Below are 17,300 nucleotides of genomic sequence, written 5' to 3'. Positions count from 1 at the left end.
ATGTTAATACATGAATAAGTTTAATTTAAATTCTCTAATCAGAGATAATATTTTAAATCTGGCCCCTTATATATCTGCGAGAACAGAACATCATGAAGAAAAAAATTCTATTTTCTTAGATGCTAATGAAAATTCTTTCGGCTCTCCTTTATCTTTTCTAAATTCTTATAATAGATATCCGGATCCTTTGCAAAAAGAGTTGAAAGAAAAAATATCAGATTTTAAAAATGTTTCTCCATCCCAAATATTTTTGGGAAATGGAAGTGATGAAATTATTGATTTGGTTTATCGTATTTTTTCTAGACCAGAAGTAGATCATGCTATTATTTTTCCTCCTACTTATGGTATGTATGAAGTAAGTGGAAAAATTCATGGAGTGGATATAATTAAAATTTTTCTTACAGAGGAAAATTATCAATTAAATTTGGATAAAATAGAAAAAGCTCTGAATCCAAATAGTAAAATTATTTTTATTTGTTCTCCGAATAATCCTACTGGAAATGATCTAAAAAGGGAAGATATAGAGAATATAACAAAAAAATTTACAGGAATTGTTGTTTTAGATGAGGCATATATAGATTTTTCAAATCAAAAATCTTTATCAATGGAAATTAATAAGTATCCAAATTTAATTATTTTACAAACACTTTCCAAATCCTGGGGTTTAGCAGGGTTAAGAATAGGAATAGCCATTGCTTCTGAAAATATTATTCAATGGATGAATAAAGTAAAACATCCATATAATATTAGTATTCTTTCTCAAGAAATAGCGATGAAAGCTTTAGAAAATAGAGACTTATTTTTTTTTCATTTAAAAAATATTCTTGCAGAAAGAGAATATATGCAAGAATCCCTAAAAAAAATTCCTATTATACAAAAAGTGTACCCTAGTTCCGCTAATTTTTTATTAGCAAAAATAAATTTTTCTTCAAAAAATCTTTATCAATATCTAATGAAAAAAAAAATTGTTGTTAGAGATCGTTCAAAAATAATTTTATGTAATAATTGTTTAAGAATTACAATAGGAACTCATGAAGAAAATGAGTATTTAATAAATCAAATTTTAAAATACTCCATTCAAAAAATAAAAATGTGATGAAAAAAATATTGTTTATTGATAGAGATGGGACTATTATACAAGAAAACCCTCCTAGTTATCAAATTGATTCTATTGATAAAATCAATTTTTATCCAAAAGTTATCTTTTTTTTGTCAAAAATCGCGCAAGAATTGAATTATGATTTAGTTATGATATCTAATCAAGATGGCTTGGGTACAGATCAATTTCCTTATAAAATTTTTTGGCCCATACATAATCATATATTAAATATTTTAAAAACTGAGGGGATTAATTTTACTTCTGTTCATATAGACAACACTTTTCCAAAAGAAAAATCACCAAACAGAAAACCTGGAATAGGAATGGTGTCAAATTATTTAAAATCAGACTGTTATGATCTTTCTAAATCTTTTGTAATTGGAGATAGACTAACAGATGTTTTATTCGCTAAGAATTTAGGATGTAAATCTATATGGATAAAAGATAATCATCATTATAAAAATTTAACAAAAGAAGAAAAAGATTACTCTTTTAATATAGATGAAAAAGATTTAAAAAAAACAATATCTTTAAAAACTGATAGTTGGGAAAAAATTTATGAATATTTATCATCAATAAAAACGAAAAAAATTGTTCATCAACGAATTACATTAGAAACAAATGTTAAAATTACTATTTGTCTTTATGGAAAAGGGAGATCTCATATTAAAACAGGACTTGGATTTTTTGATCATCTTATACAACAAATAGCATTTCATAGTTCTATAGATTTAAATATTCAAACAAAAGGAGATCTTTATGTAGATGATCACCATACTATAGAAGATACTGGTATTACTCTAGGTGAAATTTTTTATAAAGCTTTAGAAAGTAAAAAAGGAATAGAACGTTATGGATTTTATTCTCTTCCTATGGATGACAGTTTAGCTACAATTGCATTAGATCTTGGAGGAAGAAGTCAATTATTTTGGAAAGCAAAATTTTTCAGGGAAAAAATAGGAGAAATTTCTACTGAAATGTTTTTACATTTTTTTAAATCCTTTTCTTTATCTGCTAAATGTAATTTACATATTCACGCTATAGGAAAAAATGATCATCATAAAATAGAATCTATTTTTAAATGTTTTGGAAGAGCTATTAAAATGGCAATACAAATACAAAAAAACTCTTCTACTAAAATACCTAGTACTAAAGGTATATTGTAAAAATTTTAAAATGTTATGAAAACGATTATCATAAAATATCCTGCAGGAAATGTACAATCGGTTCTTTTTTCTTTAGAAAGGATAGGAGTACAAGCTACAGTTACAGATTCTAAAGAGTCGATTCAAAATGCAGAGAAAATTATTTTACCTGGTGTTGGAGAAGCTAATTGTGCTATGAAATATTTAAAAGAAAAAAAATTGGATTTACTTTTATCAAAATTAAAACAACCTGTGTTGGGAATATGTTTAGGCATGCAATTACTTTGTAAATTTTCAGAAGAAAGTAGTACTACATGTATAGGAATTTTTGATTTATTAGTCAAAAAATTTAAATCTAGCAATAAAAATGAAAAAGTTCCTCAAATAGGTTGGAATACTATTCATAAATTGAAAGGATCTTTATTTGAAAATATTCCAAATGGAAGTTATCAATATTTTGTTCATAGTTATTATGTTCCTTTAGGAAGGGACACTACAGCAAAAACAGAATATATAGTTACTTACAGTGCTGCACTGCAAAAAAATAATTTTTATGCTGTACAATTTCATCCAGAAAAATCTTCCTATGTGGGACATAAAATATTAGAAAACTTTATTCGATTATAAACTTATGAGAATGGACATTATAGTAGCTATAGATTTAATTGACGGTAAATGTGTTCGATTAATACAAGGTGATTTTAAAAGAAAAAAAATTTATAATAAAGATCCATTAGAAATAGCTTTATTATTGGAAAATCATGGAATATCTAGACTTCATTTAGTAGATTTAGATGGGGCAAAAAAAGGAAAAGTCGTTCATTGGAAAATTTTAGAGAAAATAGCAAAACGTACACATTTAATTATAGATTTCGGAGGAGGAATTCATTCTGAAAAAGATATACGGACTGTATTTGAAAACGGAGGACATATTGCTACTGTGGGTAGTATTGCTGTTCAAAAACCTTTTCTTTTAAAAGAATGGATTGATACTTATGGAGGAGATAAAATATTATTAGGAGTAGACATTAAAAATAATAAAATAGCAACCCATGGTTGGACTAAATTGAGTGATTTTCCTTTTTTGGATTTTTTACAAGAAAAAAGCAATCATGGAGTTAAAAAAATTTTTTGTACAGATATATCTAGAGACGGAGTCCTATCAGGGCCTTCTTTTCTTTTATATAAAAAAGTTATTGAAAAATTTCCAAATATTGAATTCATAGCAAGTGGAGGAATTAGTAATATGAATGATGTGAACAAATTATTTAATTTGGGTTGTAGTGGAGTCATTATTGGAAAAGCTATATATGAAAATAAAATATCATTGTCCCATCTTAAAGATTGGGGAAAAAAAAGGAATAAAAGGAATAATAAGAATTAAATATGTTAGCTAAACGTATCATACCTTGTTTAGACATAAAAAATGGAAGAACAGTAAAAGGAGTAAATTTTGAGCATTTAAAAGATGCTGGGGATCCAATACAACTAGTTTGTTGGTATACAAAACAAGAAGCAGATGAATTAATATTTTTGGATATTACGGCCACAAATGAAAAACGTAAAACACTAATTAGCTTAGTAAAAGATATTTCCCGTCATATTAATATTCCTTTTACGGTTGGTGGAGGAATTAAAGAGGAAAAAGACGTTGAACTCTTGTTAAATGCAGGAGCAGATAAAATATCTATCAATACTGCCGCTTTTAAAAAGCCGAATCTTTTAGAAAGTCTTTCTAAAAGATTCGGAAGTCAATGTATTGTTTTAGCTATTGACACTAAATATGAAGGAGATGAATGGTGGGTATATTTAAATGGAGGAAGAATTTCAACTAAAACTAAAACCTTAGATTGGGCTAAAGAAGGAACTAACAGAGGAGCAGGAGAGATATTATTAACTTCAATGAATCATGACGGAACAAAAAATGGATTTGCATTAGATATTACTAAAAAAATATCCGAAAATATTTCCACACCTGTAATCGCTTCAGGTGGAGCTGGAAAATTAGAAGATTTTTATAAAATATTTGAAGAAGGAAAAGCTGATGCTGCTTTAGCTGCCAGTATATTTCATTACAGAGAAATAGAAATACCAAAATTAAAATATTATTTAAATAAATTTCATATACCTGTAAGAACTGCAATAAAAAATACAAAATAATGATAAATTTTAAAAAAGGTTTGATTCCCACCATTGTTCAAGATTCAAAAACAGATAAGGTATTAATGCTAGGTTATATGAATCAAGAGGCTTATAAAAAGAGTATTGATGAAAAAAAAGTGACTTTTTATAGCAGGTCGAAAAAAAGATTATGGACTAAAGGAGAAATTAGCAAAAATTATCTTTTTATTCAAGATATATTAGTAGATTGTGACGAAGATACGTTATTAATTAAAGCAACACCAGCAGGTCCTACTTGTCATAAAGGATCAGATACGTGTTGGAAGGAAATAAACAATAAGAACTTTCTATTTCATCTGGAAAATATAATCTCGGATAGAATGAAAAAAAAACAAGAAAATTCTTATATATGTCAATTATTTAAAAAAGGAATCAATAGAATATCTCAAAAATTTGGAGAAGAAGCGGTAGAATTAATCATTGAATCTAAAGACAATAATAAAAATTTATTTTTAAATGAATCTGCGGATTTACTTTTTCATTATCTTATTCTTTTAAAAATTAAAAAAATTGAAATACAAGAGGTTATTGATGTTTTAGAAAATAGACATTCAAAATATTAATATTAAGGTATATTTACCATTTTATGAATTTGAAGAGATATTCTCCATTTAGGGTTTTTTTTAATATAAGAAATTATTTTTGGAATAATACTAAAAATGTTATTCCATTCGGGTTGTAAAAATAAGAAACAATTAGTAGACTCAATATAAGTGGCTTGTTCTTCTGCAAACAAAAAATCGTTTTCATCCGATATAACGATTTTTAACTCATTGATTTTTTTGTAATTTTCTTGTAAAGGAGGTTTTATTTTTTTAGGAGAAATTGTAATCCAATCCATATATTTTTCTTTTATAGGATAAGAACCTGAAGTCTCAATATGAACACGATACCCTTGTTTTTTAAGTTTTTTAACTAAAGGAGCTAAATTCCACATAGTAGGCTCCCCTCCAGTAATTATAACCGTTTTTACTTTATGTTTATGATTGTTTATATTAGTAATAATTTTATGTATAGGTACAAAATCCTCTTTTTTTATATTCCAACTTTCTTTCGTATCGCACCAGTCACATTTAATATTACATCCTTCGAAACGAATAAAATATGCAGCTATTCCATAATAATGTCCTTCTCCTTGAATAGAATAAAATGATTCTTTTATAGGATAACTAATTTCTTTCATGTGGCTTCCTATTTCTCTATCTATCTATTATTTAATGCAGCTATTAAAGTATTTTTGAGTAACATAACACGAGTCATAGGCCCTATTCCTCCTGGAACAGGAGTAAGGTAAGAGGCCTTTCCATTAACACTATAAAAATCAACATCTCCTAATATTTTTTTTTCATAATTATGGATTCCTACATCTACAACAATAGCTCCTTCTTTGATCATTTTTCCTTTAAGAAATCCTGGAATTCCTACTGCTACTATAATAATATCAGCTTGTTTAGTGTAATATTCTATATTTTTAGTTTTACTATGAGTAAGTGTTACCGTTCCATTACCAGGATTACTTTTTCTACTCATAAGTAGGCTCGTTGGTTTCCCCACTATTCTACTTCTACCAATTATCACAATATATTTTCCAGATATTTCAATTTTATATCTTTCTAAAAGTGTTAATATTCCTAATGCTGTAGCAGGAAAGAAAGCATTCATGTCCAAAGCCATTTTTCCAAAATTTTCGGGGTGAAATCCATCTACATCTTTTTTGGGATTGATAGATAAAATAATTTTATCTTGATTCATATGCTTTTCTAAAGGTAATTGCACTATAAAACCATCTATATATGGATTTTGATTCATTTTTTTTATTTCTTCTAATAATTCTTCTTCTGAAGAATTTATAGGAAGATGGATTAAAGAATATTGAATTCCAATATTTTTGCATTCTTTAATTTTATTGTTAACATATGTAATGCTAGAACTATTATTCCCTGTTAAAATAATGCCAAGATGAGGAATGCGCTCGTTTTTGTTTAACATTTCTTTTTCTATAATCCTGGATATTTCATTTCTTATTTTTTGAGCTAACAGATTTCCATCTAATAATTTAGTAATCATTTCCTAATTTCTATTTCTTTTGTTAATTGAAGAAATTCTTTTACAGATAATTCTTCTGCTCTTTTGTTTAAAAATGGTATTTTGTAAAAATTTGGAATATGTTTGAAGAATTGTAAAGAATTTTTTAATTTTTTCCTTCTTTGATTAAAGGCTGTTTTAACACATTGAAACAACATATTTTTATTACAGTTAATGGGTTCATTTTTTCTTTTTAAATAGATCACTGCAGACTGAACATTAGGTATAGGAAAAAATACTTTTTCTTTTACAGTAAAAAGATATTCTACATCATAAAATGTTTGAACTAGAACTGATAAAATTCCATAAGTTTTTTTCCCCTTATGAGATGTAATTCGTTTTGCTACTTCTTTTTGAAACATGCCAACGCATTCTGGAATGTATTGATTATATCTTAATATATGAAATAATATTTGAGAAGAAATTTTATAAGGAAAATTGCCAATAACTGCAAAATTTTGTAAGCTAATTTCTTCAGGGTTCCATTTTAAAAAATCTCTATGAATGATTTGATTTTTAGAAATAGGAAAATTGTTTTTTAAAAAACAAATTAATTCTTCATCAATTTCTATCAAAAAAATATGATTGTATGGATTTTTTAGCAAATATTTAGTCAATATCCCTAATCCTGGACCAACCTCTACTATTGTATTGTAATTTTCAAAAGAAAGATGATTGACGATTTTTTTGGCTATATTCTGATCTCTTAAGAAGTATTGATCAAATTTTTTTTTAAAAAAAAGTTTATGCATATGCATGATGCAAATATAGAAAATATTATTTGTATCTTGTGTGTATAAAAATGCATGGTAAATTACGATTATAGTTTTTCACATGATATGCTTCAAACCTCTTTTATACGAAAAAATAAAATAAAAGTTTTATTGGGACTAGAAAAACGTAATTTTAAAAAATTACATTTAATAAATGAAATACTAATTTTAGACGAAAAAAAAAAAACAGCTCAAAATGTTTTCAATAAAATATTGGAAAAAGAAAATTTAATATCAAAAAAAATAGGTCGAATTTTAATTTCATATAATGATGGTTCTCAAGTAAAAGTAAAAGATTTAAAAGAAAAATCTTTTTTTCTAAAAAAAGAAAGAAACAAGATTCATATTAAATTAGAAAAAATTTCTAAAATTTTAGAAAATAAATTAAATCAAATTCCTAACATTCCTGATGAGGAAGTCAAAAAAGATTCTGAAATTCATGATGTTCTTTGCCAAGAAGGAGAAATTAATTGTTCCATCATAAATCCTTTACCTCATTGGGAGTTATCTAAAAAATTTTGTTTATTCGATTCGAATTTAGGAACCAAAATATGTGGATCCGGTTTTATAGTTTACATGGGAAAAGGAGCTAAATTACAAAGAAGTTTAATACAATATTTTTTAGACCAAAACATACAAGCTTCATATCAAGAATACAGTTTGCCTTATATTATTAATGAAAAATCTGGATATGCAACAGGACAAATTCCTGATAAAGAGAATCAAATGTATTTGATAGAAAAAGATAACTTTTATTTGATTCCTACTGGAGAAGTTCCTATTATGAATTGTTATAGAGATAGAATCCTTACTGATTTAGATCTTCCTATTAAAGCAACGACTTATACTTCTTGCTTTAGAAGAGAAGCAGGTTCTTATGGTTCAAAAGTTAGAGGGCTAAATAGGTTACATCAGTTTGAAAAAGTAGAAATTATTCAAATAACTACACCAGATTCTTCTTTTTTTTCTCTGAATGAAATGATTTTACATGTAAAAAATATTTTAAAATCTTTAAATTTACCCTTTCGTATTGTTCGTTTAAATGGTCCAGATCTTGGATTTTCTTCTGCTATAACTTATGATTTTGAAGTTTATTCTATGGCACAAAAAAAATGGCTAGAAGTAAGTTCTATATCAAATTGTACTAATTTTCAATCAAAAAGATTACATCTTAGATATAAGAATATTACAGGAAATATAGAATTGTGTCATACTCTTAATGGAAGTGCTTTAGCTTTGCCACGAATAATGGCTGCTTTATTAGAAAATAATCAAACTGAAAATAAAATTAATATTCCTAAAGTTTTGGTTCCTTATACAAAATTTGATCATATTAAATAACAATTATGAAAGTGACTGAGCATATAGCTAAAGCAAAAAAAAGTTTATTTTCTTTTGAAATATTACCCCCTTTAAGAGGGCGTGATATTAAAGATATATTTTCTACTTTAGATCCATTAATGGAATTTAGTCCCCCTTTTATTGATGTCACTTATCATCGAGAAGAATTCATTTACGTAGAAAAAGATAATGGGCTTTTACAGAGAAGAAAAATATCAAGACGTCCAGGAACCGTAGGTATTTGTGCTGCTATTATGAATAAATATGGAGTTGACGCCGTTCCTCATCTAATTTGTGGAGGATTTAGTAAACAAATGACAGAAAATGCTTTAATAGATCTCAATTTTTTGGGAATAGATAACGTTTTGGTGCTTAGAGGGGATCCTCTAAAATCTGATAAAAGTTTTATTGCACAAAAAGATGGACACGAATATGCAGTTGAACTCGTAAAACAAGTTAAAGATTTGAATTTAGGAAAATATCTTGATAAAACTTTTGTTGAACAAAAAAAATCTACATTATTTGATTTTTGTATTGGAGTAGCAGGGTATCCAGAAAAACATTTAGAAGCTCCAAATATAGAAAGTGATTTATTTTTTTTGAAAAAAAAAGTAGAAGCAGGAGCTGATTATATTGTGACTCAAATGTTTTTTGATAACAAAGAATTTTTTACTTTTGTAAAAAAATGTAGATCAGAAGGTATTTCTGTTCCTATTATCCCCGGTATTAAACCTATTTCCTCTAAAAAACAATTAAATGGTCTTCCCTCTCGTTTTTATTTAAATATTCCCAATGAATTAGTAAAAGAAGTGGAAAAAGCTAAAGATAAAAAAAATGTATCTCATATTGGAATTGAATGGGCTATTCATCAATCTAAGGAACTAAAAAATTCTGGTGTAGAAGTAATTCATTATTATACTATGGATAAACCAGAAAATATTTACAAAATAGTTCAAGCTGTTTATTGATTTATTTTTATTGGATATAAAGAGTTTTTTTTATAGCATTGATTATTTTTTCTTCATTAGGAAACCAATTTTTTACTAAATTAGAAGCATAAGGAGCGGGTGTATCTAATAAAGAAACTCTATTAACAGGAGCATCAAGATAATCAAATGCTTTTTTTTGTATAAAATATGAAATTTCAGAAGCGATAGATGAAAAAGGCCATGATTCTTCTAAAATTACTAAACGGTTAGTTTTTTGTACTGAAAATAGAATAGATTCATAATCTAATGGACGTATAGTACGAATATCTATCACCTCTACACTAATGTTTTCTTTATCTAATTTATATGCCACATTTAAAGCTATCTTCATAATTTTTCCAAAAGACACTAAACTAATGTCAGTTCCTTCTTTTTTTACATCTGCTTGCCCAATAGGAAGAATGTATTCTTCATCTGGAATCATCATTTTATCTCCATACATTTGTTCAGATTCCATAAAAATTACTGGATTGTTATCTCTGATAGAAGACTTTAAAAGACCTTTTGCATCATAAGGATTACACGGAATCACTACTTTTAATCCAGGACAACTTGCATACCAACTTTCAAAAGATTGAGAATGTGTGGCTCCTAATTGTCCAGCAGAACCAGTAGGCCCTCTAAAAACAATGGGAATATTCCATTGCCCTCCACTCATATAACGTATTTTTGCTGCATTATTAATAATTTGATCCATAGCAACTAAAGAAAAATTAAAAGTCATGAACTCTATAATAGGTCGACATCCATTCATAGCAGAGCCGATTCCAATTCCAGAAAACCCTAATTCCGATATAGGTGTATCAATAACTCTTTTTGGACCGAATTCTTCTAACATTCCTTTAGAGGCTTTGTAAGCCCCATTATATTTAGCAACTTCTTCTCCCATGAGATAAATAGTGTCATCTCTTCTCATTTCTTCACTCATAGCTTCTGCTATAACTTCACGAAAACTTTTTTCTTTCATAATCATACATAATTAATCGTATCAATTTTTTAAAAATATAAAAAAACAACGGAAAAGAAAGGATGATCTTTCTTTTCCGTCAGTTCACAAAATCAATAAATTTAATTATTATTTTTGCTTTTTGTTTTTGAAAAAGTATTCTTGTTTTTTCTAAATTTTCTTTTTCATTTATAGTTTCTGTTTTTGTTTTTGAAAAAGTATTCTTGTTTTTTTTCTAAATTTTCTTTTTCATTTCTAGCTTCTGTTATTGATCTCGCCAATTTATGCAAAAGTATATTTTTATCTTTGAGTGTTTTTAATTTTTCTTTCCCATATTTTTTTTCATCTTCGAATTCTTTTTGAGCTTGTATTTGCTCTTCTGAACCTACGGGTTTAGATCTCATTATCATTTTTTTTCTTTTAATTTCTTCCAAAATATCTTTTTGAACTTTTACCATTTTATAATATTCATCATAATGTTTCGTACTTTCTTCTTCTAATTTTTCTATTTTTTCTCTTGCTTCTTTTATTTTTTTATATAAATCATCGGGATCTATCTCATCTATATTGAAATTATCCGGATTTCCAGTATTATTAGAATTAGAATTGGTATTATCTGAGGAAGTTGAAGCTATGGTGGAAGGAGGATCAGGGACAGATGTATTATTATTCACGCTAGATTTTTTTTCTCTTATATCATCATTACAAGAAATAATAAATCCTAACGCTATGAAAATTGTTGTAATCAAAAATCTAAAAGAAGTGTTCATAATAAAAATTTTTAAATATTATTATTAAATATATAAAAAAAATTATTACATATAACTAAGAATTTTATTATATTATTAGCAGAACAATAAATGATAAAAACAACCTTACCAAATTTAGTATATTTGGATACGGGAACAATGGTTCGATTTATTTATAATTATATATTCCTATGGATCAATTTATTAGATTAGCTATACGGGGAATATCCTTAAGTCAAATACAATCTGGTATATATGTTTTATTGCTTGAAGAAGAATCTGGAAGAATAAAACTTCCCATTATTATAGAGAGTTTGCAAGCTCAGTCCATTGCTTCCGCTTTAGGAAAAAGAGATGCATCTAGATCTTTTACTCATGATTTATTTCTTTCTTTTGCGAAAGTATTTCATATTAAATTAAAAGCAGTAGTTATATATAAATTAGTAAATGGAATATTTTTTTCTTATATTTTGTTGGAAGGGGATTACGTAGAAGAAGAAGGAAAAAAAATAGAGAAAAAAGAATATAAAATAGATTCAAAAACATCAGATGCAGTTGCTTTAGCCGTACGATTTCAAGCCCCTATTTATACAACAAGAGAAATTTTTGATAAAGCGGGCATTTATTTTGAAAATGGATTTCCTATTGACAAAGAAAATGACGTTTCTGAGACAGAAATGGAAAATAGTGGGCTTCTTTTTTTTAAAGAAAAAAGTCAACAGGATTTAGAAAATATGACAGAAAAAGATTTGAATGCTTTATTAAATCATGCGGTAATCAATGAATGTTATGAACTTGCGGCACGAATAAAAAAAGAATTAGATAGAAGAGAATAAATTATTTTTTCTTTTCAAATCTAATAAAGCTGTAGTTAAATAAATGATTTTTATCTTTTTCATAAAAAAATTCATATATTTTTTTCCATTTTTTTGTGTCTATTTTTGGAAATTTAGCGTCTCCATGAAATTTTTCATGAACAACTGTTAATTCTATAGTATGCGCTTTTTCAATTATGGATTCATATGTCTTTTCTCCCCCTATGATAAATATTTTCTTATATGTCAAATATTCTATCTGTTTTATAGAAGAAATAATTCTAATATTTTTTTGATTTCTTAAATATAAAAGGTTTATTTTATTTCTTGTTAGTATAATATTTTTTCTTTCCGGAAGTATTTTTCCAATAGATTCGAAAGTTTTTCTTCCCATCAAAACTGTTTCCCCCGTAGTTAAATTTTTAAAACGTTTTAAATCATTAGGTAAATGCCACATTAATTGATTGTTTTTTCCTATGAATCCATTTTTTGAAACAGCAGCAATCAGAACTATTTTCATGATTATTTCAATTTTTTTTATATTTTTAAATTTATGGATATTCCTATTAAATATGATCACAAATCCGTGGAGAAAAAAAGATATCATTATTGGATGAAAGGGAATTATTTTTCATCTTATCCAGATGAGAGAATTCCTTATGCTATAGTAATGCCACCTCCAAATGTGACTGGTATCCTTCATATAGGACATATGCTGAATAATACGATACAAGATGTTTTAATTAGATATGCTAGAATGAAAGGATATAATGTTTGTTGGATTCCAGGGGTGGATCATGCTTCTATTGCTACAGAAGCAAAAGTTGTTCATCAGTTAAAAAAAAGAGGATTATCTAAGATTTTATTAGGAAGAGAAAAATTCTTGTATCATGTAATGAAATGGTCGAATAAGCATAAAAACATTATTTTTGATCAACTTAAAAAATTTGGATGTTCATGTGATTGGAATCGCACTCAATTTACGATGAGTCCAAAATTATCTCAATCTGTAACAAAAGTTTTTATAGATTTATATAATAAAGGATACATATATAGAGGTTATCATGTCGTTAATTGGGATCCTGAAGCTCAAACTACTCTTTCTGATGAAGAAGTTTTTTATAAAGAACATATTGGAAAACTTTATTATTTGAAATATAAAATAAAAGGAGAAGAAAATTATGTAACTGTAGCTACAACTCGTCCTGAAACTATATTTGGTGATACTGCAATTTGTTATCATCCAGACGACATCCGTTATGATCATTTGAAAGGAAAATACGCTCAAATTCCAATAGTCAATAGATATATTCCAATTATACAAGATTCATATGTAGATCCCAATTTTGGAACTGGATGTTTAAAAATTACTCCGGCTCATGATATACATGATAAAAATATAGCAGATAAACATAAATTAGAGATCATAGAAATTTTTAATAAAAATGCAACTTTAAATGAAAAGGGCCTTCATTATCAAGGGTTAGATCGTTTTGAAGTAAGAAAACAAGTTATAGAAGAACTTAATAAGTTAGAATTCTTGAATTCTATAGAAAAAATTAATCATAAAGTAGGTTTTTCGGAACGAACTTTATCAGTGGTTGAACAAAGATTATCTCTTCAATGGTTTTTGAAAATGAAAAAGATATCTATTCCTGCTGTTGAAGCTGTAAAAAGTGGAGACATTAAATTTTATCCCAAAAAATTTCATAAAACTTATCTTAAATGGATGAGTCAAATTCGTGATTGGAATATATCTAGACAATTATGGTGGGGACATCGTATTCCTGTTTATTATTATGGTAAAAAAATTAATGATTTTGTAGTTGCAGAAAATTTAGATCAAGCATTAGAAAAAGCAAGACATAAAAGTAAAAATCCATATTTAAGTTATAATGAAATATGGCAAGATCCGGATGTTTTAGATACTTGGTTTTCTTCTTGGTTATTGCCTTTATCTGTCTTTGATGGAATTTATCATCCTGATAATCATGAAATTATTTATTATTATCCTACTGAAGAGATAGTGACAGGTTCAGATATATTATTTTTTTGGGTTGCACGTATGATTATTTCTGGTTTTTTATTAAAAAATCATAAACCCTTTAAAAGGGTTTATTTCACTGGAATTGTTAGAGATTATGAAAATAATAAAATATCAAAGTCATTAAATAATTCTCCGAATCCTATAGATTTAATAAATAAATACGGAGCGGATGCTGTTCGTATGGTCCTGATGCTCAAAAATAGTGTAGGAAAAGATTTTCATTTTGAAGAAAAAATATGTTTACAAGGAAAAAATTTTTCTAATAAAATATGGAATGCTTTTCGTTTAATTCAGAGTTGGAAAGTGACAAAAAATCAATATGCTCCTGATTATTCTTTACTTGCTATTAAATGGTTAAAAAATCGTTTTTATTATGTTTTGGATATTTTTGAAAAATCTTTCCAAGAATATAGATTAGATGAATCATTAATGATTTTGTATAAGTTTGTTTGGTACGATTTTTGTTCGATTTTTCTTGAAATAATCAAACCTATTTATGGGAGTAAATGTGTAGCAGAGATGGTGTACTCAAATGTTGTTAAATTTTTTGAAAATATATTGAAATTATTGCATCCATATATGCCTTTTATATCAGAAGAAATTTGGAATCTTATTAAGATAAGAGAGCCAAAAGAGGCTCTAATAATTTCTTCTTGGCCTGAAAAAAAATTTTATGATTATGATATTTTAGTCTCTTTTGAAAGAGCTACCGAAATCATATCCAAAATACGAAATATTAGAAATCAGAATCATATTTCTCATAAAGCAAGACTTGTTTTATTTTCTATAAGAAAAAAAGAAAAAGAATATGATCCTATTATATTAAAATTAGCTAATCTATCTGAAATAGTTACTGTATCAAAAGAACCTAAAAATGTTCCATTTTTTTCTTTTTTATTAGATACAGATCAATTTTTTTTATCTTTAGATCAAAAAAGATGTTCTTATAATCACATGGACATTGTTAAAATAGAAAATAAAATTCAATATTTTTATAATTTATTGTCTATGATTCGAAAAAATTTATATAATAATAAATATGTGGCTTCTGTTCCAAAAAATTTACTTTTGAAAGAAAGAAAAAAAGAAAATGACACATTAAATAAAATTGATAAACTTAAGGTATATTTAAAATTTTTAAAAAAAAATAGATAAAATTACCAATTACTGCTGCCACCTCCTCCTCCAAAATTTCCTCCCCCTCCAAATCCATCAAAATTATCATCATCATCATGGTCATGAGAATGATTTCGATTTCTGAATAAAAAATTTGTTATAAATAACGTATTTAATAATGAAGTATCTGTTTTTTTTTTCAAAAAAAATAAAAAAAATAGAATCAAAAAAATACTAATTTTAGTTAATAAATTCCATGTATAAAAAATTTGATGATTCTGTTTTTTTTGATATTTATATTTATTTTTTAATATTTTAAATATTTCCTGAGTACTGTGATCTATAGCTTGATAATAAAAATTATTTTTCAATAGAGGTTTTATTGTTTTGAGAATCTTTATAGTTAAAAAATCGGTAATATAAGGTTCGATCCCGTATCCATTTTGAATAGATATTTTCCTATCACGAATAGATAATAATATAATTATCCCATTATTTTTATGAAGCTTTCCAATTCTCCATTTTTCTCCCCATTGAGAAGCTAATAAATTTGGATCTTCTCCATGAAGATCCTGAATTATTAAAACTAAAATCTCAGTAGATGTAATTTTCGAATATGAAATAAGTTTTTGATTTAATCTTTCTATTTTCTTTTTGGACAGAACTCCAGCATAATCCTGTACAGGATATATTTTTTTTGGAGCTTCAGGAACATAAAATTGTCCTTTTATTAAATTTGAACAAAAATAAATTAAAATAATTAAAATATATTGAATAATTTTTTTCATATTTTTTTAATTTAAATTGCCCCTTTTTTAATCCCATATATTTTATTTTTTCATGAAAAAAAATGAAAATCTAATTAGAAGAAAAATCTATAATTGGAGACTTTTTGGATCCTATTTGAGATTGGAAATATCCTTTTTCTTTAAATTGATAAAAAAAGTTCGCAATTATAATTTTTGGAAATTGATTTCTATAAATATTGAAACTATTTACTTTATTATTGAAACGATTTCTTTCTACATTAATCCTGTTTTCTGTTCCTTCTAATTGATTTTGTAATTCATAAAAATTTTCCGTTGACTTAAGATTAGGATAATTTTCCACAATCAAGAGAAATCTATTGACAGAATTATTTAATTGATCTTGTACTTGTTGAAATTTATTTATTTGATTTTGATTCAAATCATTTCTATTTATAGAAACAGAAGTAGCTTTTGCTCTAGCTTCTATAATTTTATTTAATGTATTTTTTTCAAAATTTGCAGATCCTTTTACTGTATTTACCAAATTTGGAATTAAGTCCGTTCTACGTTGATAAACATTTTCGACTTGTCCCCATTGTGTTTTAATATTTTCGTTAAGTTTCACTAAGTGATTGTATGTATTAGTTATCCATAATGCAGTTATGGATATTAAAATAAAAATGGAAAAAATAGCTATTAGAAAACTTTTTTTCATATTTATACCGATTAAAAATATTTATTAATTACAAATTTTTTTATAAAAAATTTCTCTACTAGAAAAATAAAACAAACATTCTTTAAATGCATTTTGATTACTATCAGATCCATGTATTGCGTTTTTTTCTAAAGAGGTAGCATATAAATTTCGTATAGTTCCTTTTTTTGCGTACACTGGATTCGTGTCTCCTATTAAAATTCTAAAATCTTTCACGGCATTTTTTTTTTCTAATATAACAGAGACTATTGGCCCAGAAGACATAAACTTTACTAAAGATTTGAAAAACAACTTTTTCTGATGTTCTGCATAAAATTTTGTAGCTGATTTTTGTGAAATTTTCGTCATTTTTAACGCTATAATATGAAATCCAGCATGAACTATTTGAGATAAAATAGGGATAAGATGTCCTTTTTGTACTGCATCTGGCTTTATAATAGAAAGAGTGATTTTTCCATACATATGATGAATCATAATTTCTATTTCTATTGAAAAATATTTAAAATTAAATAAAGAAATTCATAAATGAAAATTCCTATATTTTCACAAT

At 26.2% G+C, this 17,300-nt stretch carries 19 protein-coding genes; 10 read left to right on the top strand and 9 right to left on the bottom strand.

The window, feature by feature from the left end:
- The first annotated feature begins 10 nt into the window (after window positions 1-10).
- From hisC to hisIE, 6 genes are read left to right on the top strand one after another with little or no spacing between them, the layout of a single operon-like run.
- A complete protein-coding gene (gene hisC / locus H0H64_RS01040; RefSeq protein WP_185857499.1) occupies window positions 11-1,096 on the top strand; it encodes a histidinol-phosphate transaminase in 1,086 nt (361 codons plus the stop codon).
- Window positions 1,096-2,265: a bifunctional histidinol-phosphatase/imidazoleglycerol-phosphate dehydratase HisB gene (gene hisB / locus H0H64_RS01035; RefSeq protein WP_185857498.1), complete on the top strand. Its 1,170-nt coding sequence runs from the start codon at window positions 1,096-1,098 to the stop codon at window positions 2,263-2,265. Before hisC ends, hisB begins: the two co-directional genes overlap by 1 nt.
- Before the next feature lie 15 nt (window positions 2,266-2,280).
- Window positions 2,281-2,871 carry an imidazole glycerol phosphate synthase subunit HisH gene (gene hisH, locus H0H64_RS01030; protein ID WP_185857497.1) on the top strand — a complete coding sequence of 197 codons (591 nt, stop codon included), beginning with the start codon at window positions 2,281-2,283 and terminating at the stop codon, window positions 2,869-2,871.
- 10 nt (window positions 2,872-2,881) lie between these two features.
- Entirely contained in the window at window positions 2,882-3,628 is a 747-nt protein-coding gene (gene hisA / locus H0H64_RS01025; protein WP_185857496.1) for a 1-(5-phosphoribosyl)-5-[(5-phosphoribosylamino)methylideneamino]imidazole-4-carboxamide isomerase, read from the top strand.
- Between the two features lie 2 nt (window positions 3,629-3,630).
- Window positions 3,631-4,404, top strand: coding sequence for an imidazole glycerol phosphate synthase subunit HisF (gene hisF, locus H0H64_RS01020; RefSeq protein ID WP_185857495.1), 774 nt, complete (start codon window positions 3,631-3,633; stop codon window positions 4,402-4,404).
- Window positions 4,404-4,988: a bifunctional phosphoribosyl-AMP cyclohydrolase/phosphoribosyl-ATP diphosphatase HisIE gene (hisIE, locus tag H0H64_RS01015; protein WP_185857494.1), complete on the top strand. Its 585-nt coding sequence runs from the start codon at window positions 4,404-4,406 to the stop codon at window positions 4,986-4,988. The genes hisF and hisIE overlap by 1 nt, the downstream gene beginning before the upstream one ends.
- Before the next feature lie 2 nt (window positions 4,989-4,990).
- On the opposite strand, the gene H0H64_RS01010 is transcribed toward hisIE, so the two are convergent.
- The 3 genes from H0H64_RS01010 to rsmA are packed head-to-tail and all read right to left on the bottom strand — an operon-like array spanning window position 4,991 to window position 7,262.
- Window positions 4,991-5,608 carry a 7-carboxy-7-deazaguanine synthase QueE gene (locus H0H64_RS01010; protein ID WP_185857493.1) on the bottom strand — a complete coding sequence of 206 codons (618 nt, stop codon included), beginning with the start codon at window positions 5,606-5,608 and terminating at the stop codon, window positions 4,991-4,993.
- 20 nt (window positions 5,609-5,628) lie between these two features.
- On the bottom strand, window positions 5,629-6,489 hold the full coding sequence (locus tag H0H64_RS01005) for a bifunctional 5,10-methylenetetrahydrofolate dehydrogenase/5,10-methenyltetrahydrofolate cyclohydrolase (protein WP_185857601.1): 861 nt from the start codon (window positions 6,487-6,489) through the stop codon (window positions 5,629-5,631).
- Entirely contained in the window at window positions 6,489-7,262 is a 774-nt protein-coding gene (gene rsmA / locus H0H64_RS01000; RefSeq protein WP_185857600.1) for a 16S rRNA (adenine(1518)-N(6)/adenine(1519)-N(6))-dimethyltransferase RsmA, read from the bottom strand. The genes H0H64_RS01005 and rsmA overlap by 1 nt, the downstream gene beginning before the upstream one ends.
- A gap of 87 nt (window positions 7,263-7,349) precedes the next feature.
- Here rsmA and serS point away from each other — a divergent pair, with 87 nt between their 5' ends.
- Complete coding sequence (gene serS, locus H0H64_RS00995; RefSeq protein ID WP_185857492.1) at window positions 7,350-8,624, top strand: serine--tRNA ligase; 1,275 nt, start codon at window positions 7,350-7,352, stop codon at window positions 8,622-8,624.
- Window positions 8,625-8,629: 5 nt separating this feature from the next.
- The gene (gene metF, locus H0H64_RS00990; RefSeq protein WP_185857491.1) at window positions 8,630-9,592 is read left to right on the top strand and encodes a methylenetetrahydrofolate reductase [NAD(P)H]; all 963 of its coding nucleotides are present in this window, start codon (window positions 8,630-8,632) and stop codon (window positions 9,590-9,592) included.
- A gap of 7 nt (window positions 9,593-9,599) precedes the next feature.
- Here metF and H0H64_RS00985 read toward each other — a convergent pair whose 3' ends face one another.
- Window positions 9,600-10,580, bottom strand: coding sequence for a pyruvate dehydrogenase complex E1 component subunit beta (locus tag H0H64_RS00985; RefSeq protein ID WP_185857490.1), 981 nt, complete (start codon window positions 10,578-10,580; stop codon window positions 9,600-9,602).
- Between the two features lie 164 nt (window positions 10,581-10,744).
- Window positions 10,745-11,329 (bottom strand): hypothetical protein, encoded by a 585-nt coding sequence (locus tag H0H64_RS00980; RefSeq protein ID WP_185857489.1) that lies wholly within the window; start codon window positions 11,327-11,329, stop codon window positions 10,745-10,747.
- Window positions 11,330-11,499: 170 nt separating this feature from the next.
- Here H0H64_RS00980 and H0H64_RS00975 point away from each other — a divergent pair, with 170 nt between their 5' ends.
- Window positions 11,500-12,144 (top strand): bifunctional nuclease family protein, encoded by a 645-nt coding sequence (locus H0H64_RS00975; protein WP_185857488.1) that lies wholly within the window; start codon window positions 11,500-11,502, stop codon window positions 12,142-12,144.
- A 1-nt stretch (window position 12,145) separates the two neighbouring features.
- On the opposite strand, the gene H0H64_RS00970 is transcribed toward H0H64_RS00975, so the two are convergent.
- Complete coding sequence (locus H0H64_RS00970) at window positions 12,146-12,643, bottom strand: dihydrofolate reductase (RefSeq protein WP_185857487.1); 498 nt, start codon at window positions 12,641-12,643, stop codon at window positions 12,146-12,148.
- Between the two features lie 33 nt (window positions 12,644-12,676).
- Here H0H64_RS00970 and H0H64_RS00965 point away from each other — a divergent pair, with 33 nt between their 5' ends.
- Window positions 12,677-15,325 carry a valine--tRNA ligase gene (locus H0H64_RS00965; protein ID WP_185857486.1) on the top strand — a complete coding sequence of 883 codons (2,649 nt, stop codon included), beginning with the start codon at window positions 12,677-12,679 and terminating at the stop codon, window positions 15,323-15,325.
- A 2-nt stretch (window positions 15,326-15,327) separates the two neighbouring features.
- On the opposite strand, the gene H0H64_RS00960 is transcribed toward H0H64_RS00965, so the two are convergent.
- The 3 genes from H0H64_RS00960 to ndk form a co-directional block, all read right to left on the bottom strand.
- Window positions 15,328-16,074 (bottom strand): TPM domain-containing protein, encoded by a 747-nt coding sequence (locus H0H64_RS00960; RefSeq protein WP_185857485.1) that lies wholly within the window; start codon window positions 16,072-16,074, stop codon window positions 15,328-15,330.
- A gap of 70 nt (window positions 16,075-16,144) precedes the next feature.
- Window positions 16,145-16,750, bottom strand: a complete 606-nt coding sequence (locus H0H64_RS00955) for a LemA family protein (protein WP_185857484.1) — start codon at window positions 16,748-16,750, stop codon at window positions 16,145-16,147.
- Between the two features lie 24 nt (window positions 16,751-16,774).
- On the bottom strand, window positions 16,775-17,224 hold the full coding sequence (gene ndk, locus H0H64_RS00950) for a nucleoside-diphosphate kinase (protein WP_202983776.1): 450 nt from the start codon (window positions 17,222-17,224) through the stop codon (window positions 16,775-16,777).
- Window positions 17,225-17,300: the final 76 nt, after the last annotated feature.

It is taken from the genome of Blattabacterium cuenoti, assembly GCF_014251635.1.
GTDB classification, from domain to species: Bacteria; Bacteroidota; Bacteroidia; order Flavobacteriales; family Blattabacteriaceae; genus Blattabacterium; species Blattabacterium cuenoti_S.
The sequence above is the reverse complement of the archived record's forward strand: the minus strand, read 5'-3'. Positions and strand labels throughout refer to the sequence as shown.